We start from the raw sequence: 20,496 nt of genomic DNA, 5'->3' as shown, positions 1-20,496 counted from the left end.
GTGGGCTTATGCTGGATTATCAATATCAATAAACGTTACATCCAAGTTATGTGTTTGAGCTAGCCATTCACCTAATGCTTTAATACCATAACGCTCCGTTGCATGGTGTCCTGCAGCAAAAAAATGAACGCCCATTTCTCTTGCAATATGAATAGTCTGTTCTGAGACCTCCCCCGTCACAAAAGCATCCACTCCAGCATCTGCTGCATCTTGAATAAAGCCTTGTCCCCCTCCAGTACACCAAGCAATACTGCGGATCGCTTCAGGTGCATTATCACCACAATGCAATACATTACGTTGCAATGCTTTTTCTAAACGTGCTTTTAATTCAAGAGGCGCTAAAGGCAAATCAAACACACCTTTCGGCACTAAAGGTAATATTTCACCTTCAACTTTAACGCCCATTTTTAATGCCAATTGAGCATTGTTACCTAAAATTGGGTGCGCATCTAACGGTAAGTGATAACCAAAAAGATTAATGTCATGACAAAGTAATGTCTTCAAACGATTGCGTTTCATTGAGCGAATGACAACAGGCTCATTTTTCCAAAAATAACCATGATGAACTAAAATTGCATCCGCATTTAATGCGACTGCTTCATCAAGTAATGCTTGGCTGGCAGTCACACCCGTAACTATTTTTTGAATATGTGGACGCCCTTCTACTTGAAGGCCATTAGGTGCGTAGTCCTGGAAATTCTCAATACTGAGCTTTTCATTGATGATTAATTCTAGAGCGGTATTTTTCATCTCATTCTTTTCCCTGTTATCACGAATGCCACTATTTATATAACAATCGAATAAATAGCAATAGGTTAAAGGTATCCGTTTAAATAAATCATTATTCTTTATTGTAACGTAAAACTTGAAGGTTATTTGAAAGTGAGGAAAAACAAGCAGATTGCATTGGAAAAATGCTTTAAAGAAGTGATAAAAATAACGCCTACTTACTAGGCGTTACCTTGATGTTCTGTTATTTGTGGCTATTTAACGCCACTTCTGATTTTGCCAACCAAACAGGTTTATCACTTGTTTTAGACCATACACGGTGTATATAGCTATAAAATTGTGCACGTTTAGGATGGAAAATCATAACAGGAAATGCCACAACACCTAGCGCAATAGCACCAGTACGACGGGCCAATACATGTGTTTTTGTATATTCGTTATAAGCTGGCATAGTGTTCTCCTGCATAGCAATTAATTGATGTTGAAATTTTACCTCATTTGATGAAATTTTACTACTGATCAGACCACTCAATTCGTGCGAAAAATCACCTTTATTTTTCTTGATATGTAATTAAATTTCATTATGGAAACAAAGTTGAAACATAAATTACACAACTATTAACAAAATGAGATCGGTATTTTTACTTGATAAAAGTTGTAGTAAATAATTTTGAGAATAAATTATCAAAAAAGAAAAAAATCAAATAAAGAAAGAGAGGTTGGATATTCAAGAATGCGGACTGTAGTATTAATAACATAGAGCTACTGCTAAATTATCTACGACTGAATAATATATTTAGCAGTGATTAATGAAATATTTATGCAGGGAAATCAAGATAATACCATAAAAAAACACCCCAATATTGAAAACCAATTTTTGGGGTGTCATCAGTAAATAGATAATTTTATAACTTAAAGTACCCTGAACTTATTTCTTCACTGCTTTACCTTTACCACGCAGGGTTTCGGTTAATCCTTTCAGGAAGTATCTTACAAGTTGATCGCCACAATTACGGTAGTTTTTATGTCCTGGTTTACGAAATACAGCACTTAACTCTGGCTTAGAAACACGGAAATCCGCAAGCTCATAAATCTTTAGAATATCCACATCTTTTAGCTCAAAAGCGACACGTAATTTTTTTAAGATAATATTATTAGTTATACGCTTTTCAACTTCAGGTGCTGGGAAGTTTTCATCTTTTCCACGACGATAAAAAATTAAGCCATTTAAAAAATGTCCCATCGCATTATCGTCACACTCGACAAATTCAGGTTCATCGTCTTTTTTCAGCCAACTATTGACTAATTCTTTCGTGACGGTGTAATCAGCTAGTTTCATGATTTCAACAACATGTGCATCACTTAGATCCAACATGTAACGTACACTGCGTAAAACAAAATTATTTTGCATTGATTATCCACTCTATTTTTAATTCTAAATCAACCTCAATGATGGATATCAATGCTGTGATCTAAAAATATGTAATGATTAAAAAAATACACTCTACCTTTTGGTAGAGTGTATTCTATATAAATAGCTTATTACACTAACTTATTTGTTAGCAAAGACATTATTTACTATTTCAATGGCTTCTTTTTCAATTAACTCACGATGCTCAGGGCCACGGAAGCTTTCGCAGTAAATTTTATACGCTTCCTCTGTGCCTGATGGACGAGCTGCAAACCAGCCGTAATCTGTCATCACTTTTAAACCACCAATAGAAGCACCATTACCTGAAGCATGTGTTAAACGAGCAGTAATTGGGTCGCCCGCTAACGTGCTTGCAGTTACCATTTCTGGCGATAAACGTGACAACAGTGCTTTTTGTTCATGGGTTGCTGATGCTTGAATACGGTTATAGCTTGGGGAGCCAAAACGCTGTGCTAGTTCATTGTAATGCTCTTGTGGATCTTTGCCTGTCACTGCTTTCATTTCAGCAGCTAACAAACATAAGATGATACCGTCTTTATCAGTTGACCATGGTTTACCGTTAAAACGCAAGAAAGAAGCACCTGCGCTTTCTTCACCACCAAAGCCAAATTCACCGCTAAATAAACCTTGTACAAACCATTTAAAACCAACAGGAACTTCAACCAGCTCGCGTCCTAAGTCAGCCACAACTCGGTCAATCATCGCACTTGAAACCAGAGTTTTACCTACTTTTACATCATTAACCCATTGTGGGCGATGACGGAAAAGATAGTTAATTGCAGCTGCTAAATAGTGGTTAGGATTCATTAAACCAGACGGTGTCACAATACCATGGCGGTCATAATCAGGATCATTAGCAAAGGCTAAATCAAATTTATCACGCAGTTGTAATAAACCTTCCATTGCCCATGGTGATGAACAGTCCATACGAATAACACCATCATGATCGAGTGTCATAAAACGGAATGTTTGATCGACTTGATCGTTGACCAATTCAAGATCAAGATCGTAATACTCACCAATGCGCTTCCAATATTCGATACCGGAACCACCTAATGGATCAACACCTAATTTTAGGCCTGCTTTCTTAATTGCTTCCATATCAACAACGTCACCTAACGCTTTGACATAAGGCATAATTAAGTCTTGAGCTTCAATATAACCACTTGCCAGCGCTTCATCATAAGAAAGACGTTTGATCCCTATTAAGTTATTTTCGAGCAGTTCATTCGCACGTTTTTCAATAACAGAAGTTAAATCGGTGTCAGCCGGTCCGCCATTTGATGGATTATATTTAATACCACCATCTTCTGGTGGATTATGGGATGGAGTGATCACGATACCATCAGCAATATCTTGATGTGCGTCGTTGTATGTCAAAATAGAAAAAGAGACTGCCGGTGTTGGTGTATAGCCATTATTTTCTTGAATAATCACTTTCACTTTATTGGCAGCAAGTACTTCTAAAACAGAAATAAATGCAGGCTCTGATAGTCCATGGGTATCTTTACCCACATAACATGGCCCTGTTACTCCATTTTTTGCACGGACTTCAGCAATAGCCTGTGCAATTGCCAAAATATGGGCTTCATTGAAACTATGGCGATTTGCACTTCCGCGATGGCCAGATGTACCGAACTTCACACGATGAGCATTAATGCTAGCTTGTGGTTTAAGTGAATAATATTGCGACGTTAATTGTGCCACATTAATCAGATCACTTTGACGAGTATGCTGCCCTGCTCTTGGATGAATTGCCACAAATCTTCTCCTATTTGACATCACAATCACGCTTTAAACAAAAGCCTTTGCAATGCATCAATTAACAATAGTGGTTAGATAGTTCCACACACCTTATCAATCTCATTCGCAGGAAATTGCATATCCTGCATGATGCTTTGTACCATTGTTCTTTTACGCTCTGTATTCGAGTTAGTAATAACCCAAAATGGCGTACCTGGAATATGGCGCGGTTTTGTATGACGTCCGCTATCGAGTAATGTTTGTTCATCACCAGCAAAATAGATGCGTGTTCGTCCATGTACTGTTTCAGCTGATTGAGTAAAAGTAGCGCTATCTAAGCTATATAACGTAGAAAGGATCTGTAAAAAGCGATCAACTGATTTTGTTTTTTCAGCATAACTGTCAGATAACAATAGTTCTCGCATTTCACGGACCGGATTTTTTGCTGGTGTAATCGATTTAGGTTCAGCGTCCTGTTTAATAACAGGTGCTTGTACTGACTCAGTGACAACGACTGGCTGTACGGGCTGTTTGGCATCAAGCTTCAGTAGACGCCTTAAAATATCTGAAGCGCTTTCACCGATATGTCTAGTTTCGCTAGCAATATAGCGGTAAAGTTCGTCATCAATTTCTATCTTTTTCATTGCTACCCAGTACTGTTTTCAAAAAAAAGTAGTTAGGATTATAAGATATAATCTTTAAAAACAAAATAGGTAAAATTTCAATAACTTAAAGAAGATCTATACAAGATCCAGCCATTTCAATGGCTAAGCTTGGTATTTATCCTATTGTTTATCTCGGTATCATCTTCTATTCTTTGAACTTATTCAAACAAACCCTGTGTCAAATACCGCCTTCTCACATACACCAACCATTAAATGATATAAAATTCTAAGTATTTATTTTTGAGTAATGTCAATATTTCAACTTTTTATATTACTTTGGAATAAAAAGCCATAAAAATACATTTATATAGTTTTTTATAAATTACTTGTGTTAATTATTTCCACTCTTAATTACTGATGTATATTATGACGATAAGTTGGCTTAGCACCTAGTGCATGTCATCATAGAAAAAATCGCACTTATTTTGGTCATTTACATGAAACTCAACACATTATTAAATTATCAATTACATCAACCAGAAACAGTTCCTGCATCTGATTTACCTATTGTTTTGATCCATGGTCTTTTTGGCGACTTAAATAACTTAGGCGCAATAGGACGTAATCTGCGTCAAGACAACACCGTGATACAGATTGATGTACGTAATCATGGGCATTCACCTCATAGTGAAAGTATGAATTATCAAGATATGGCACAAGATGTACTTACATTGCTTGATAGTTTACAGATCTCAAAAGCTATTATTATCGGCCACTCCATGGGTGGAAAAATTGCAATGGCAATGACCGCATTAGCACCTGAGCGAATTGCTCGCATTGTAGTCATTGATATGTCGCCAGTAGCTTACAATGTTCGTCGCCACGATAAGATTTTTGCAGCGCTAGAAGCCGTCACTGAAGCTAAAGTCACACGACGCCAAGATGCCGCAGAAATTATGCGCCCTTTTATTAAGGAAGAAGGGGTTATTCAATTTTTACTTAAATCCTTCAAAAACGGTGAATGGTTATTTAATTTACCTGCAATCAAAAAAGCCTATTCAGATATTATTGGTTGGCAAAACGTTCCTGCTTGGCATTATCCTGTGTTATTTATTCGTGGTGGCTTATCACCTTACATCTTAGATGAATATCGTCATGATATTGCACATCAATTTCCGCTTGCTAGCGCTTTTGTCGTAGCCAATACTGGGCACTGGGTACATTCAGAAAAACCTGACACGGTTATTAACGCTATTCGTCGTTTTTTATCCAAAGTTTAATTAATTACCTAAAATGACCTCATTAAGAAAGTAATAACTTACCTGAATGTATAATTATTGTACTTAATCACACCATGTGTCGATAAAAAGACCAAATGACAATAGGTTAAACTCAGGAAGCAGTGGTAGGACGCCACTATGTGGGGTATTATTGGGCGTTTCGCAATTTAGTCATTGGTATACGCCCTTTCACAGCAAAATTTATGGCAAAAGAACAAACTGATCGCACCACACTGGATTTGTTCGCAGATGAACGCAGACCTGGGCGACCTAAAACAAACCCGCTTTCTCGGGATGAACAGCTTAGAATTAATAAACGCAATCAATTAAGACGAGACAGAGTCAATGGTTTACGTCGAGTTGAGTTGAAATTAAATGAAGACGCTGTGAATGCACTTAATGAGTTGGCGACAGCAAGAAATGTCAGTCGTAGCGAACTTATTGAAGAAATATTACTAGAGCAATTAGCACAAAATTACGCCTTAAAAATGCATCAAAATGAGAATAGCTAGCAACTAAACCACACAAATTCGACAGAATTACCCTGCTATTTTCGTCAAAATACATTTTTTAGTTTTCTATCATGAAAACATGAAGCTTATTTTTCACTAGTAATTGTTCAAACACAGACAAATATAATCTAAATATTTCGAGGTATAGCTAGGCAAGCGTTAAATGAATCACTAGTAGTATACAAAGTATGTGATTAGTGAGAATAAATGTAGCCAATAATGCAACATCTTGATGTATAACGAATATAGAATAAAAGAGGTTATCTCACTTTATGGCAATCATAGGTATATTCTTCGGCAGTGATACCGGCAACACGGAAAATATTGCCAAAATGCTTCAAGAACGATTGGGCGCGGATAATGCCGAAGTTCATGATATTGCAAAATCTAGTCAGGAAGATATCGAAGCATTTGATATTCTGTTACTTGGTATTCCTACTTGGTATTATGGTGAAGCACAATGCGATTGGGATGACTTTTTCCCGACATTAGAAGATATTAATTTTGAGGGTAAGTTAGTTGCATTGTTCGGTTGTGGTGACCAAGAAGACTATGCTGAATACTTCTGTGATGCAATGGGTACAATCCGCGATATTATCGAGCCTCGTGGTGCAGTCATTGTGGGTCACTGGCCAACTGAAGGTTATCATTTTGAAGCCTCTAAGGGGCTTGCAGATGATAATCACTTTATCGGCCTTGCAATTGATGAAGATCGCCAACCAGAACTAACCGAAGAGCGTGTTGACGCTTGGGTTGCTCAAATTAAAGAAGAAATGAGCCTAGACGAAATTCTGGGATAAAATAAATACTCAATATTGAGAATGATAATTATTCAATGGTGTGCTAAGATAGTGTGATAGGTAGGGGTGTTTATTTTTAAATATCATGCCTATAATCAATAAGGTTATTTATTCACCCGAGCGTTAATGAATAAACCCTATTAGTGAGCACAAAAATTAAATTCACCATTAGCAACAGGATTAAATCCGCATGACCGACAATAATAAAGCGTTAAAAAATGCTGGGTTAAAAGTTACACTTCCTCGCTTAAAGATCTTGGAAGTGCTCCAGGATCCTGAGTGCCATCATGTCAGTGCTGAAGATCTCTATAAAAAACTCATCGATATCGGTGAAGAGATTGGTCTGGCAACCGTGTATCGCGTCTTAAACCAATTTGACGATGCTGGTATTGTTACCCGACATAATTTTGAAGGGGGTAAATCAGTATTTGAATTAACTCAACAACACCATCACGATCATTTAATTTGTCTTGATTGTGGTAAAGTTATCGAGTTTACAGATGATGCGATTGAAGTGCGCCAAAGAAACATCGCTGAACGTCATGGTATCAAACTTTCCAATCATAGCCTTTATTTATATGGCCACTGTGCTGAAGGCAATTGTAAAGAAGATAGCCACGCACATGATGAGAAATAATTCATTCTGGATAATCTCTCAGTAGAAAAAAGGAACTGTTCACAGTTCCTTTTTTATTGCCCTAAATTTGAAGATAAAATAACTCTATTTAGCCACACTGATACTCTGTTTAATATGTTTTAAATGAACCACAATAGTAAATGTAACAATGACCAATAATGACCAAGAGCCCCATTTGCCTGCATGTACAGCAGACCAAGCACCAATTTGGTTGGGATATTGCCAAACACCAAAAAATGTACCGAAATTCTCAGCAAGCCAAATAAAAAAACCAATCAGAACAAAAGCCAATAATAGTGGCATTTTTCGCTCTGTGTCATAAGGCGTAAAATAAACGACACTACGCGCATAAAGACCTAAAATAAAGGCGGTTAAATACCAACGATAGTCACCAATAAAGTGATGAGAAAAGAAATTAATATAGATAGCAAGTGCGACCAACGTTGCCATCCAATAAGGTGGATAATGTTCAATTCGTACTTTTAAAAAGCGCCATGCTTGAATTAAATAACTCCCCACAGCTGAATACATAAACCCTGTAAATAAAGGCACTTCCCACAACTTTGTGTAAGCAAAATCAGGGTATTTCCACGATCCTATCGCAGCCGAAGTTTTAAATAATTCCATAACAAAACCCACAATATGGAAAAAACAGATCGCTTTTAATTCATCCCATGTTTCGAGTTTTCCCCATACCATCCACAGTTGGAAAGCAATAGCAAGAATAAGTAAAACATCATAACGAGGTATACCTAATATTCCTTTACTGGGTGTCGCAAATAAAATAAAAAAGAAAAAACCGGCAAATAAGCAAGAACGCGCTTCTTTTACACCAAAAAAAAGAAACTCAACAATAAATCGTTTTATACCTTTAAAAGGCCTTAATGGAGGTTCTAATAAAAAATCATCCAATCGTTTTAACATGCTTCTTCCTGAAAACGTGCATTATTAAATAACATTAAATGCAGAATAATAAATAAGGAGTGATAAAATGAATGAGAAGAAATTTGCCATAGAATGAAAAAACGCACAAGGATGAAAAAGAAAGGATTTAAAAATAAAGGTATTTACCCTCCCACTACAATACCCACTCTGACTGCCTTTTAGGGTAAATACCTTACGCAAATTCTGCGAAATAACTGAAGCACAAGAGATAAAAATAACCTACTCACATTTATCTCAGACGACATGACATGACGACTTTACTTCATTACGTTTTACGACATACTGCGATTTTTAAACAACACATTACAGCTTTTTAATACAACTCTTTTACTTTTACAGATGACTACGACTGACAACTTCACTTTATTAACGAAGTTAATTTTTAAGAATAATATCTATGCTTTTTAATTCTCTCATCTCAACTCTTTCTATTACTTATTTTTACTTATCGTAATCGTATTTAACTTTTTATTTTTATAAAGGATAAAGTGCAATAATACACTTTACCCTCACACTAATATTAGAAAATAGTAAATGGCATAATTACGTTAAATTTAACGTCTTTTTCGTCTTGGAAAATATTACCAAAACCACCTTCATAGCTTGGAATATCGGAATGATTATCATAACGGGTATAATGAAGCTTAAAGAGTGTTCCTTTAGCGCGACCTTCTTGAACCGTATACATAATATCCGCATTCCATGCACTTTCTCTGATGCGTTGTCCTTGGTCATAAATGGCTTTACCACTTGGCTTAGCATCCCATGCGTAAATATAAGAAGTTCCTACTGCCCAGCCTGATAGATCCCAGTTTTTCAGATCATACATCACGCCAGCATAAAGGGCTTTTTCACCATTCGCGTTAAAGTCAGAACGACCATCCCACCAAATATCAAGACGACCATTTGATGTCGCCCAACCTGGCGTCATACGTTGTAAAAAATAACCTTGATTACCTTCCGCTTTAACCCATGTACCTTCTACTTTGAAATCAAAGACATTGTAGGTATAACCGAAAGTCAGCGCTTGTAGCCATGCCAGCCCATCATAGACGTCATTAACCCCTCCTCCCGTCACTTTATCTTTAGCACCATAGAATTGATAAGATGTTCTTAATGCATTATCAGCAATTGGGAAATCATAAGAGACTTTACCAAAATACTGGTCGATATAGCCATCAGCCTGACCGAATGCCGCTTCTAACACTAAGCTATTTTTAAAATCATATTTAGCGCCAAAAGAGTGAAGATAGCTGATATTCGTTTCTAGATCAGCTTTACGGAAGTTATACATATTCCGATACCACGGTGCTTTATATTCATCAGTCCACATATAGGAGAAAGATAATTCACCACTTTTATCGAAATCAAAAACGGCACCTGCTTCCGCGCCGCGATAAGTTCCCGGTAAGAAACTCCAGTGCGGACGCAATAAGCTTTGACCTTTAGGTTGAATATAGCCACCTTGGGCCCAAAAGTTACCTAATTTGAATTTTGCAGCGGCTTTATACACGCTCATACCACTGCGATCGCCTGTCCATTTTTCATCCCAACGACTTTTAGCATCGCTAAAGCCGATTTCATTAGGTGCCGCTGGGCCACTATTATTCAGCTCAGCTGCGCCAAAAGCCGCTAAATCAAAACCAATAAAATCGCCTAGATAACCGGAAGAAAAATCTAAATTAGCGTTGAATGTAGAATGATGTAGGTTAGCTTTGTATTTGCCGTAATCAGGACTATTTGGTGTTAACTCTTTTCTGTCACGATCACGTTGCCAATAAAAAAGGCCACCCGTTAAAGTTGAGTCATCAATAAACCCTTCAGCATGAGACATTTTTGCAGGTAGTGCAGTTACAAGCAATGCGCCTATAACGGCAAGTGCCACCCTGCCTGGTTTAGCATGTTGCATAACCATAGCATTGTTTCCTCTTCGACTTTGACTAAAAAAGAAATAAGCACGATGCCTATTTCCAAATATAAAACCCCAATTGGGGAAAAAACCTAAATTAGGTTAGAAACAGCATATTTTTCGCGACGCGAATTATCAACCCCAAAAAAAGAATTTTTATCAAAATATGACCAAGGGCACATAACTAAATGATCGTTTCACTTTCTTACGTTTATAATACTCTATTTAAAAAAAATATAATGCATTGATTTAAAATAATTTTTTAAATCAATCTTTAATTGATATTAGATTTCGTTTTTATAGAAAGGAATAATAAGTAGTATTTATAAATAATCTTTTTTAACAATGTAAAATATGAGGTATGAATCACATTTTTCTTATTACAGCTTTATTTAGCGTGATGATCTGAAAAAACAAAAGAATAAAGCGATAGTGAATAAACTATTTCAAACGAAACAAATAGAAATTTATCACCTAAAAAAGAGAAAACGAGAGACTAATTAAATTAAGAATAGTAAATATTTAATATCAATAGATGAAAAATCAGTCAAGATAAGCGGTAAAACAGATAAAAAAATGCTCGATAAATAATTACCGAGCATTCTATTAATTTAAGCTTTAATTATACTCAATGTAACTTAAAAAAGTTCAAATTAACCTTGCTGAGAAATCTTCGCCCAAGTGTCACGTAAACCCACGGTACGGTTAAACACTAACTTATCTGCTGTTGATAGTTTATCAGCACAGAAATAGCCTTCACGCTCAAACTGATACGCTTTTTCGATAGCCGCATCTTTTAAGCTACGCTCAACAAAACCTTCACGAATAACTAAAGATTCAGGGTTAATTGTTGATAAGAAATCTTCTTCTGCAGCAGGATTAGGTACGCTAAACAGTCGATCATAAAGACGAATCTCAGCAGGAATGGCATGTGGAATGCTAACCCAATGAATAACACCTTTTACTTTACGTCCATCCGCAGGATCTTTATTTAAGGTCTCTGGGTCGTAAGTACAGTAAATGGTTGTGATTTCACCTTGTTCGTCTTTTTCAACACGTTCTGCTTTAATCACATAAGCATTACGTAAACGTACTTCTTTTCCTAAAACTAGACGTTTATATTGGCGATTTGCTTCTTCTTTAAAGTCAGCACGATCAATATAAATTTCACGACTAAAAGGTACTTTACGAGTCCCCATTTCAGGTTTATTCGGATGATTCGGTGCAGTTAAAATCTCTTCACCTTCTGGCATATTCTCAATAACTAAACGAACGGGATCGATAACAGCCATTGCACGTGGTGCGTTTTCATTTAAATCATCACGAATACAAGATTCTAAAGCCGCCATTTCAACATTATTTTCTTGTTTCGTTACACCAATACGTAAACAGAATTCACGAATAGAATCAGCGGTATATCCACGACGACGTAAGCCTGAAATCGTTGGCATACGAGGGTCATCCCAACCATCAACAATGTTTTCTGTCACAAGTTGATTCAACTTACGCTTTGACATCACAGTGTATTCAAGGTTAAGACGTGAGAATTCATATTGACGAGGATGGCAAGGGATAGTGATGTTATCCAACACCCAATCATATAAACGACGGTTATCTTGGAATTCTAACGTACATAAAGAATGTGTGATATTTTCCAGTGCATCAGAAATACAGTGGGTAAAATCATACATTGGGTAAATGCACCATTTATTCCCAGTTTGATGGTGTTCAGCGAATTTAATACGATAAAGTACTGGATCACGCATAACGATAAAGGGTGATGCCATATCAATTTTCGCACGTAGACACGCTTTTCCTTCTTCAAAACCCCCTGCACGCATTTTTTCAAATAGTGCCAAGTTTTCTTCTACGCTACGTGAGCGATAAGGGCTATTTTTGCCGGGCTCTTTTAATGTACCGCGGTATTCACGAATTTCTTCAGCGCTCAACTCATCAACATAAGCTAAGCCTTTATTAATCAACTCAATCGCATATTGGTAAAGTTGATCAAAATAATCTGAGGAGTAATGAACGCTACCTTCCCATTGGAAACCTAACCACTGAACATCTTTTTGAATTGAGTTGATATACTCAATATCTTCTTTTACTGGATTGGTATCATCAAAACGTAAATTACATTTACCCTGGTAATCTTTAGCAATACCAAAATTCAGACAAATTGATTTCGCATGGCCGATATGAAGATAGCCATTAGGTTCAGGTGGGAAACGCGTATGCACGCTATCATGTTTCCCTGTTGCCAGATCTTCGTCGATTATTTGACGAATAAAGTTAGTTGGGCGGGCATCTGCCTCATTCATGGTCATTTTTTCCTCAAAGCAAAACGCATAATTAACCCACTATAATCCAATAAGCAGGTTTCATAAATACCTTAGCGAAATACACCCCTGAGATATTTATCAAAATAGAGATAAAAAAACGGGAAGTTTGAAAGACTCCCCGTTTTATCGTCTTATTTAACCATCTCTTTATAGAGGATTAAATATCTGTATAGAATTTATTTTAATACTTTGTAGATAATGGTTTTATTTCCAACCACATCACCAGTAACTTGTTCAGCAATTTTATCAAAATCATCAATATTGCTGACAATGACAGGGCTTATCATCGATTTAGCATTAGCGTTCAGATATTCTAGATCTAATTCTAAGATAGGTTGGCCGACTTTAACGTCTGCGCCTTCCTCAACTAAACGCTTAAAGCCTTTACCACCTAATGCAACAGTATCAATCCCCATATGAACGATGATTTCAACACCATTATCAGTTTCAATACAAAATGCATGGTTAGTCTCAAAAATCTTAACGACTGAGCCCATTGCAGGTGCCATCACAATATTAGAGGTTGGTTTAATCGCAAGGCCATCCCCTACAACACCACTTGAGAAAGCTTCATCAGGCACATCGTTTAATGCCACAATTTCACCATCAAAAGGTGCAATCATTTCAAGTAATACTTTTGCATTAGCATTAGCTTGTTTTACAGGTGTTTTTTCAGTAGACACGGTTGAAGCAGATGCACCTTCATAAGCGGCAACGGGACCTTGCGTTAATACATCACGCATTGCGTTAGCCACAAGCTCTGCGCGCGTACCCACAATCACTTGAACACTTTGTTTGTTTAAGCGAATAACACCTGATGCACCTAAGCGTTTTGCATAGGCATCATTAACAAGCGTGGCATCTTTTACATTTAAGCGTAAACGTGTAATGCAAGCATCAATACCAGTTAAGTTATCAGAACCACCGATAGCCGCGATATATTGACGAGCTTCCTGCTGAACACCTTCTTTGCTATTTGCAGGCGCTGTTGTGATATCTTCATTATAACCATCTGCGGTTTCATCACCAGATACGTCATCTTCACGACCCGGTGTTTTTAAGTTGAATTTCGTGATAGTGAAACGGAAAATACCGTAGTAAATGAAGAAGAACACAATACCTTGGACAATCAGCATGTACCAGTGCACAGCAAGTGGGTTACGAGAGGATAAGAACATATCCACTAAGCCCGCACTAAAGCCAAATCCTGATATCCACTCCATACTTGCAGCAATATAAACAGAGATTGCCATTAAGAATGCGTGAATAACATAAAGCACTGGCGCAACAAACATAAATGAGAATTCGAGCGGTTCAGTGATACCGGTGAAGAATGCAGCAAATGCACCCGCCATCATAATACCAGCCACTTTTGCTTTATTTTCTTTACGTGCACAGTGATAAATTGCAAGCGCAGCACCTGGCAAACCAAACATCATTACAGGGAAGAAACCTGCTTGATAACGACCTGTTACCCCCACAGTCGCTAAGCCCGCATCGATAGATTTCTGACCCGCAAGGAAATTAGGAATATCATTGATACCCGCAACGTCAAACCAGAATACAGAGTTCAACGCGTGATGTAGACCAACAGGAATTAATAAGCGGTTAAAGAATGCGTAAATACCGGCACCCAATGCCCCCATATCTTTAATACTTTCACCAAAGCTGACTAATCCGCCATAAATAACAGGCCAGACATACATTAAGATAAAGGCGACGATGATCATGAGGAATGACGCTAAAATAGGAACTAAACGTCGACCACTAAAGAAAGAGAGCGCGAGAGGCAATTCAACTTGGCTAAAGCGGTTATAAAGTTCCGCTGAAAGCACACCCACTAAAATCCCCACGAATTGGTTCTCTATTTTACCAAATGCAGCAGGTACTTCTTCTAATGGAATACCTTTGATCATGGAAACCGCCGCCGGTGAACAGAGCGTTGTGACAACCAAGAAACTCACAAACCCCGTTAAAGCGGCAGCACCATCTTTGTCTTTTGACATACCATAAGCAACACCGATGGCGAACAAAACTGACATATTGTCGATAATAGCAGCACCAGATTTGATGAGTAAGGCAGCAAGCGCGTTATCACTACCCCAGCCTACTGGATCAATCCAGTAGCCAATCCCCATCAGAATTGCTGCTGCAGGTAATGTAGCAACTGGCACCATCAGTGCCCGTCCTATCTTCTGCAGATAACTTAAAATATTCACAAACTCCCCCTTGGATAGCCCCTATACGGGATCTTATTCATACTCATTCATATTTTATAAAAAATTGATGAGCTAATTATTTAATTCCATTTTCAGTCTAAAAAATTTATTTCGTATCGCAAATTAATTAGTCATAATTTGTGATTTAAGTCACCAATATAGTATATTTTTTAGCTGAAATGCTGGCTAAGTCAGAAAGCTTATTTTATGATTAAAAATATCTTTTGGCGGGACAAATTAGATCATCGACTAAAAATGAAAAGAAATTCGTGTTATAGATGAGCCACTGATAATCACACAATGAAATAACACCTTCATGAATTATCAGATTTGTCTTTTTTCTATGAGGTTACTATGAGGTTAATCCCCCTATCTACGGCAAAACAAGTTGGTAAATGGTCTGCAAATTATATCGTTGAGAAGATCAACGCATTTAACCCAACCGCAGATCGCCCTTTTGTACTTGGTTTACCGACTGGTGGCACGCCATTGGCAACATATAAAGAACTGATTGAATTACACCGTGCTGGAAAAGTCAGTTTTCAACACGTGGTGACATTCAATATGGATGAATATGTTGGTATTCCATCAAATCATTCACAAAGTTATCGTACTTTTATGTATGAAAACTTTTTTAATCATATTGATATTAAAGATGAAAATATCAATTTATTAAACGGCAACGCAGAAGATCCAGAAGCAGAATGTGCCCGTTATGAGGCTAAAATAAAGTCTTATGGCAAAATCAATCTGTTTATGGGTGGTGTTGGTAATGACGGTCACATCGCTTTTAATGAACCGGCATCATCACTATCTTCACGCACTCGCATGAAGACACTCACCGAAGACACGCGTTTAGCGAATTCACGTTTCTTCGATAATAATGTTAATCATGTTCCTAAATACGCACTGACTGTGGGTGTTGGCACATTATTAGATTCTGAAGAATTAATGATTTTGGCAACAGGTTTTAATAAAGCACAAGCTGTACATGCCGCCACTGAAGGCGCAGTTAACCATTTATGGACCATTTCGTGTGTTCAGCTTCATCCGAAAGCAATTATAGTGTGTGATGATCCTGCCACAATGGAATTACGTGTTAAAACATTGCGTTATTTCCAACAGATTGAAGCGCAAGAGTGTCAGAAATACCAAGACTAAGTTTAGTAAAATAAGTACCTACTGATTAAGTAGTGGAAAAGGCTAAGCTCTCTTACTTATCAGCCAGAATTTGCTGGCTGATATCGGCTTTTTAGATTGACTTCCCTTATCAGGAGACAAAGGTATGTTTGCCTTAACAAATGCTGTTATTTATACAGGTTACGACCGTTTAGAAAACCACGCCATTATCATTAACGGCTCCCGTATTGAGCAGGTTTGCCCACAGGATCAGCTACCAAAAGATATCACTGTTCGTGATATGAAAGGTGCAATTGTCTCTCCCGGTTTTATCGATTTACAAGTTAATGGCTGTGGTGGCGTACAATTTAATGATACTCCAGAAAATGTTACCGTTGAAACGCTAGAAATCATGCAAAAAGCAAATGAGCGTTTAGGCTGTACCAGTTATTTACCGACACTAATTACCTGTTCTGATGAATTGATGAAAATAGGCATTGAAGCAACTCGTGCCTATATGAAAAAACATGCAAACAAAGTGCTGGGATTACATTTAGAAGGTCCTTATATCAACGTGATTAAAAAAGGGACACATGATCCACAATTTATTCGTCAACCTAGTGCTCAGATGATTAACTATCTGTGCGATAATGCTGATGTCATCGCAAAAATCACTCTTGCACCTGAAATGGTTGATGAAAAGTATGTTCGTCAATTAATCAAAGCAGGTATCATTGTTTCTGCAGGCCATTCAAATTCAACTTATGAAGAAGCGCGTAAAGGATTCCGTAATGGTATTTCATTATCAACTCATCTTTACAACGCGATGCCCTATATCACAGGCAGAGGCCCTGGCCTTGTAGGCGCCATTTATGATACACCCGAGGTTTATGCTGGTATCATTGCAGATGGTTTACATGTTTCATGGGCAAATATTCGTAATAGTAAACGTTTAAAAGGCGAAAAATTACTTTTAGTCACAGATGCAACTGCCCCAGCGGGACTAGACCCTAATAAAAATGAGATGGATAGCTTCGTTTTTGCAGGAAAAACCATATATTATCGTAATGGCCTTTGTGTTGATGCCGATGGCACATTAAGTGGGTCATCACTGACTATGATTGATGCTATTAAAAATAGTGTTATTCATGTGGGTATTCCATTAGATGAAACATTACGAATGGCTACACTTTATCCTGCTCGTGCGATTGGAATAGAAAAAGAACTCGGTACAATTGAATCAGGTAAAATTGCTAACCTTGCTTCTTTTGACAAGGACTTCAACCTTTGCACAACGTTTGTCAATGGTATAGAAATAACTGATAACTAATGGATGTATATGCTGATGAGTCACAACAACACTGAAACGCAAATTGGCAATATCGATCTTGTTAAACAACTTAACAGTGCGATTGTGTATCGACTTATTGATCAACACGGACCAATTTCCCGTATCCAAATAGCCGAACAAAGCCAATTAGCACCAGCCAGTGTGACTAAAATTACTCGTCAGTTGCTTGAGCGTGGACTAATTAAAGAAGTTGACCAGCAAGCTTCAACAGGTGGGCGCCGTGCAATTTCCATTATTGTTGAACATCGCAATTTTAATACCGTCAGTGTGCGACTAGGACGCAATGATGCGACTGTCGCACTCTATGATCTGAGTGGTAAGGTCATTATTGAGCAACACTATCCCATAGAGCAAAGCACGCAAAATGAAGTTGAAGCGCTGCTTATTAACGCAATTAATGACTTTATTAAACAAAATCAACGTCGTATTCGTGAACTTATTTCAATTTCAGTGATTTTGCCCGGCCTTGTTGATCCTAATAAAGGCATTGTCCGCTATATGCCTCATATGAAAGTGGATAACTGGGCTTTAGTCAATAGTCTAGAAAAGCGCTTTAACCTCCCGTGTTATGCTGGCCATGATATTCGAAGCCTTGCATTAGCTGAAAACTATTTCGGCGCCACAAGAGATTGTGAAGATTCACTGTTAGTGCGAATTCATCGTGGGGCAGGTGCTGGTGTTATTATTAACAATAAAATTCTCCTCAATCAGCGCGGTAACCTGGGAGAAATTGGCCATATTCAAATAGATCCTCTGGGCGAACGTTGTCATTGTGGTAATTTTGGCTGTTTAGAAACAATTGCATCAAACACGGCAATTGAAGCCAAAGTACGTTATCAATTAGAGCAAGGCTACCCAAGCCAATATTTATCACCGACACAGTGTCAAATCCAAGATATCTGTCATGCTGCGGTTAAAAATGATCCATTAGCGGTCGAAACCATTAAACAAGTTGGTCTACATTTAGGTAAAGCGATTGCAATTGCGATTAACTTATTTAACCCACAAAAGGTTGTTTTAGCAGGTGAGTTAACCGAAGCCGCTGAAATTTTGCTTCCTTCTATTCAAAGTTGTATTAATACGCAAGTATTAAAAGAATTTAGAGAAGCACTTCCTGTTGTCACATCAGAGCTTGATCATCGTTCTGCAATAGGGGCTTTTGCATTAACTAAACGTGCAATGCTCAATGGAGAATTGCTTCAACAGCTATTAGAAAAGTAAGTTATTGATGATAAATTATACTTTTTGAGTTAAACAAATACTTTTTCTTATTTTAATGAAAAAATAAGTCTAAAATTCAAACAGTAAACGATTAAAAAAAGAAATGTTACGTGATTTTTTTACTGCATTTCTTTTTTTTATCTCTTTTTATCGCTACGTCTTAATCGTATTTACACCTATCTTCTCCGCTTACTGCTTTGTTTTTTCTTTTTATTCACACTTTACACCCTCTTATTTTCGAGGATATTTTTGATCAAGAAGGTTGTTTTTTGGATCTTTTTTCGACAAAATGATTAACCATCGAGCAAACGGACACGTTTCTCGAAAATTAATGCAAAAAGCAGTTGACGGATTTGTCTGTAATACGCATAATGCGCCCCGCAACGCCGACGAAGGTTATGCAAAAAAAAGATGGCTATGTAGCTCAGCTGGTTAGAGCACAACACTCATAATGTTGGGGTCACAGGTTCGAATCCCGTCATAGCCACCATCTTTTTTGCGGGAGTGGCGAAATTGGTAGACGCACCAGATTTAGGTTCTGGCGCCGCAAGGTGTGCGAGTTCAAGTCTCGCCTCCCGCACCATTTTAACCTCGTCAAGAATTTATCAGTTGGGATATCGCCAAGCGGTAAGGCACCAGGTTTTGATCCTGGCATTCCCAGGTTCGAATCCTGGTATCCCAGCCATACTTCTGATAAATAAGTGTGTTGACAATTGAATTAGCGGATGGGGTATCGCCAAGCGGTAAGGCACCAGGTTTTGATCCTGGCATTCCCAGGTTCGAATCCTGGTACCCCAGCCATCTTTCGCTAGATTCAATATGGCTATGTAGCTCAGCTGGTTAGAGCACAACACTCATAATGTTGGGGTCACAGGTTCGAATCCCGTCATAGCCACCATTTTTTGGGATATCGCCAAGCGGTAAGGCACCAGGTTTTGATCCTGGCATTCCCAGGTTCGAATCCTGGTATCCCAGCCATATTTCGAAAGAGAGACTCGCTGAGCGAGTCTTTTTTTCTGAACGTTGTATGCGGGAGTGGCGAAATTGGTAGACGCACCAGATTTAGGTTCTGGCGCCGCAAGGTGTGCGAGTTCAAGTCTCGCCTCCCGCACCATTGATTACTAACGTGTTTATCACGAAATCAACAAAAAAGACTCGCAATAGCGGGTCTTTTTTGTTTTTGTCACTGACTTTTTCCTATCAGTTTTCTAAGCACTATTCTCCCCTTCTTTCCTTATGCCTCTGTTCTCAAAGGCCATCACGCTACATATCTTCATTTTTTATTTATTTTTCATCATTTCTCATTTTATTGATCGTTCTGTACATATATTCATGTAAATACTATACTCCCCTATAGTATACTTAAGGATTATATATGCCACACTCACCAGCAGAAAAAAAAGCCGCATTAACTCGTGTAAGAAAAATCAAGGGGCAACTTCTTGCATTAGAAACTGCACTTGAAAATGAAAATGAATGCGGCCAGGTGTTACAACAAATTGCCGCCATTCGAGGCGCTATCAATGGCCTAATGGCAGGTGTACTCGAAAGTCATTTACGTGAAGGTCTTATGGATGCTGTCGCGTCTCCTGAAGATCAAAAAAATTCTGTTGATGACGCTATTTCACTTATCCGCACTTACCTGCGTTAAT

Annotated in this window: 17 protein-coding genes and 7 tRNA genes; 15 read left to right on the top strand and 9 right to left on the bottom strand. The window is 37.9% G+C overall.

Features of this window, described 5'->3' with window-relative positions; translation table 11 throughout:
* Window positions 1-6: 6 nt before the first annotated feature.
* The 5 genes from GWI97_RS16465 to seqA form a co-directional block, all read right to left on the bottom strand.
* Window positions 7-750 carry a type 2 GTP cyclohydrolase I gene (locus tag GWI97_RS16465; RefSeq protein WP_036938467.1) on the bottom strand — a complete coding sequence of 248 codons (744 nt, stop codon included), beginning with the start codon at window positions 748-750 and terminating at the stop codon, window positions 7-9.
* Between the two features lie 223 nt (window positions 751-973).
* The gene (locus GWI97_RS16460; protein WP_036938471.1) at window positions 974-1,180 is read right to left on the bottom strand and encodes a YbfA family protein; all 207 of its coding nucleotides are present in this window, start codon (window positions 1,178-1,180) and stop codon (window positions 974-976) included.
* Window positions 1,181-1,657: 477 nt separating this feature from the next.
* On the bottom strand, window positions 1,658-2,140 hold the full coding sequence (locus GWI97_RS16455; RefSeq protein ID WP_036938475.1) for a DUF1456 family protein: 483 nt from the start codon (window positions 2,138-2,140) through the stop codon (window positions 1,658-1,660).
* Window positions 2,141-2,281: 141 nt separating this feature from the next.
* Window positions 2,282-3,922 carry a phosphoglucomutase (alpha-D-glucose-1,6-bisphosphate-dependent) gene (gene pgm / locus GWI97_RS16450; protein WP_036938478.1) on the bottom strand — a complete coding sequence of 547 codons (1,641 nt, stop codon included), beginning with the start codon at window positions 3,920-3,922 and terminating at the stop codon, window positions 2,282-2,284.
* A gap of 74 nt (window positions 3,923-3,996) precedes the next feature.
* On the bottom strand, window positions 3,997-4,548 hold the full coding sequence (gene seqA, locus GWI97_RS16445; RefSeq protein ID WP_036938481.1) for a replication initiation negative regulator SeqA: 552 nt from the start codon (window positions 4,546-4,548) through the stop codon (window positions 3,997-3,999).
* Window positions 4,549-5,006: 458 nt separating this feature from the next.
* Between seqA and ybfF the strand changes: the two genes are divergently transcribed.
* The 4 genes from ybfF (at window position 5,007) to fur (ending at window position 7,738) form a co-directional block, all read left to right on the top strand.
* A complete protein-coding gene (gene ybfF / locus GWI97_RS16440; protein ID WP_036938484.1) occupies window positions 5,007-5,789 on the top strand; it encodes an esterase in 783 nt (260 codons plus the stop codon).
* A 203-nt stretch (window positions 5,790-5,992) separates the two neighbouring features.
* Window positions 5,993-6,301 (top strand): LexA regulated protein, encoded by a 309-nt coding sequence (ybfE, locus tag GWI97_RS16435; RefSeq protein WP_036939089.1) that lies wholly within the window; start codon window positions 5,993-5,995, stop codon window positions 6,299-6,301.
* 272 nt (window positions 6,302-6,573) lie between these two features.
* The gene (gene fldA / locus GWI97_RS16430; RefSeq protein ID WP_036938486.1) at window positions 6,574-7,101 is read left to right on the top strand and encodes a flavodoxin FldA; all 528 of its coding nucleotides are present in this window, start codon (window positions 6,574-6,576) and stop codon (window positions 7,099-7,101) included.
* Between the two features lie 190 nt (window positions 7,102-7,291).
* Window positions 7,292-7,738, top strand: coding sequence for a ferric iron uptake transcriptional regulator (gene fur / locus GWI97_RS16425; protein ID WP_006537692.1), 447 nt, complete (start codon window positions 7,292-7,294; stop codon window positions 7,736-7,738).
* An 84-nt stretch (window positions 7,739-7,822) separates the two neighbouring features.
* Here the strand turns inward: fur and GWI97_RS16420 are convergent, their stop codons facing one another.
* The 4 genes from GWI97_RS16420 to nagE form a co-directional block, all read right to left on the bottom strand.
* Window positions 7,823-8,662, bottom strand: coding sequence for a DUF817 domain-containing protein (locus GWI97_RS16420; RefSeq protein WP_036938491.1), 840 nt, complete (start codon window positions 8,660-8,662; stop codon window positions 7,823-7,825).
* Between the two features lie 541 nt (window positions 8,663-9,203).
* The gene (gene chiP, locus GWI97_RS16415) at window positions 9,204-10,598 is read right to left on the bottom strand and encodes a chitoporin ChiP (protein WP_103004560.1); all 1,395 of its coding nucleotides are present in this window, start codon (window positions 10,596-10,598) and stop codon (window positions 9,204-9,206) included.
* 647 nt (window positions 10,599-11,245) lie between these two features.
* On the bottom strand, window positions 11,246-12,913 hold the full coding sequence (gene glnS, locus GWI97_RS16410) for a glutamine--tRNA ligase (RefSeq protein WP_036938496.1): 1,668 nt from the start codon (window positions 12,911-12,913) through the stop codon (window positions 11,246-11,248).
* A 197-nt stretch (window positions 12,914-13,110) separates the two neighbouring features.
* Window positions 13,111-15,153 (bottom strand): N-acetylglucosamine-specific PTS transporter subunit IIBC, encoded by a 2,043-nt coding sequence (gene nagE / locus GWI97_RS16405; protein WP_161752144.1) that lies wholly within the window; start codon window positions 15,151-15,153, stop codon window positions 13,111-13,113.
* 354 nt (window positions 15,154-15,507) lie between these two features.
* On the opposite strand from nagE, the gene nagB reads away from it, so the two are divergent.
* The 11 genes from nagB (at window position 15,508) to GWI97_RS16350 (ending at window position 20,495) form a co-directional block, all read left to right on the top strand.
* Window positions 15,508-16,314, top strand: coding sequence for a glucosamine-6-phosphate deaminase (gene nagB, locus GWI97_RS16400; protein ID WP_087803674.1), 807 nt, complete (start codon window positions 15,508-15,510; stop codon window positions 16,312-16,314).
* Between the two features lie 124 nt (window positions 16,315-16,438).
* Window positions 16,439-17,602, top strand: a complete 1,164-nt coding sequence (gene nagA / locus GWI97_RS16395; protein WP_036938505.1) for an N-acetylglucosamine-6-phosphate deacetylase — start codon at window positions 16,439-16,441, stop codon at window positions 17,600-17,602.
* 9 nt (window positions 17,603-17,611) lie between these two features.
* Window positions 17,612-18,844, top strand: coding sequence for a DNA-binding transcriptional regulator NagC (gene nagC / locus GWI97_RS16390; RefSeq protein WP_082239481.1), 1,233 nt, complete (start codon window positions 17,612-17,614; stop codon window positions 18,842-18,844).
* A 413-nt stretch (window positions 18,845-19,257) separates the two neighbouring features.
* Window positions 19,258-19,334: transfer RNA gene (locus tag GWI97_RS16385), tRNA-Met, on the top strand.
* Window positions 19,335-19,342: 8 nt separating this feature from the next.
* Window positions 19,343-19,427 (top strand) — tRNA-Leu (locus GWI97_RS16380).
* A 27-nt stretch (window positions 19,428-19,454) separates the two neighbouring features.
* Window positions 19,455-19,529: transfer RNA gene (locus GWI97_RS16375), tRNA-Gln, on the top strand.
* Window positions 19,530-19,570: 41 nt separating this feature from the next.
* A tRNA-Gln gene (locus GWI97_RS16370) sits at window positions 19,571-19,645 on the top strand.
* A 20-nt stretch (window positions 19,646-19,665) separates the two neighbouring features.
* Window positions 19,666-19,742 (top strand) — tRNA-Met (locus GWI97_RS16365).
* A gap of 5 nt (window positions 19,743-19,747) precedes the next feature.
* Window positions 19,748-19,822, top strand: a tRNA-Gln gene (locus tag GWI97_RS16360).
* A gap of 51 nt (window positions 19,823-19,873) precedes the next feature.
* A tRNA-Leu gene (locus GWI97_RS16355) sits at window positions 19,874-19,958 on the top strand.
* Window positions 19,959-20,219: 261 nt separating this feature from the next.
* Window positions 20,220-20,495, top strand: coding sequence for a metal-sensing transcriptional repressor (locus GWI97_RS16350; RefSeq protein ID WP_036938507.1), 276 nt, complete (start codon window positions 20,220-20,222; stop codon window positions 20,493-20,495).
* The last annotated feature ends 1 nt before the right edge of the window (window position 20,496 follow it).

It is taken from the genome of Proteus sp. G2300 (assembly GCF_009915965.1).
GTDB lineage: Bacteria > Pseudomonadota > Gammaproteobacteria > Enterobacterales > Enterobacteriaceae > Proteus > Proteus vulgaris.
This window is presented reverse-complemented; position numbering and strand designations above follow the sequence as displayed.

Coding starts and splice junctions, on each gene's coding strand:
- ybfF (WP_036938484.1), top strand. CDS start 5,007: ATGAAACTCAACACATTATTAAATTATCAATTACATCAACCAGAAACA.
- seqA (WP_036938481.1), bottom strand. CDS start 4,548: ATGAAAAAGATAGAAATTGATGACGAACTTTACCGCTATATTGCTAGC.
- GWI97_RS16420 (WP_036938491.1), bottom strand. CDS start 8,662: ATGTTAAAACGATTGGATGATTTTTTATTAGAACCTCCATTAAGGCCT.
- fldA (WP_036938486.1), top strand. CDS start 6,574: ATGGCAATCATAGGTATATTCTTCGGCAGTGATACCGGCAACACGGAA.
- fur (WP_006537692.1), top strand. CDS start 7,292: ATGACCGACAATAATAAAGCGTTAAAAAATGCTGGGTTAAAAGTTACA.
- nagA (WP_036938505.1), top strand. CDS start 16,439: ATGTTTGCCTTAACAAATGCTGTTATTTATACAGGTTACGACCGTTTA.
- nagB (WP_087803674.1), top strand. CDS start 15,508: ATGAGGTTAATCCCCCTATCTACGGCAAAACAAGTTGGTAAATGGTCT.
- ybfE (WP_036939089.1), top strand. CDS start 5,993: ATGGCAAAAGAACAAACTGATCGCACCACACTGGATTTGTTCGCAGAT.
- glnS (WP_036938496.1), bottom strand. CDS start 12,913: ATGAATGAGGCAGATGCCCGCCCAACTAACTTTATTCGTCAAATAATC.
- chiP (WP_103004560.1), bottom strand. CDS start 10,598: ATGGTTATGCAACATGCTAAACCAGGCAGGGTGGCACTTGCCGTTATA.
- GWI97_RS16455 (WP_036938475.1), bottom strand. CDS start 2,140: ATGCAAAATAATTTTGTTTTACGCAGTGTACGTTACATGTTGGATCTA.
- GWI97_RS16350 (WP_036938507.1), top strand. CDS start 20,220: ATGCCACACTCACCAGCAGAAAAAAAAGCCGCATTAACTCGTGTAAGA.
- GWI97_RS16460 (WP_036938471.1), bottom strand. CDS start 1,180: ATGCCAGCTTATAACGAATATACAAAAACACATGTATTGGCCCGTCGT.
- GWI97_RS16465 (WP_036938467.1), bottom strand. CDS start 750: ATGAAAAATACCGCTCTAGAATTAATCATCAATGAAAAGCTCAGTATT.
- nagC (WP_082239481.1), top strand. CDS start 17,612: ATGCTGATGAGTCACAACAACACTGAAACGCAAATTGGCAATATCGAT.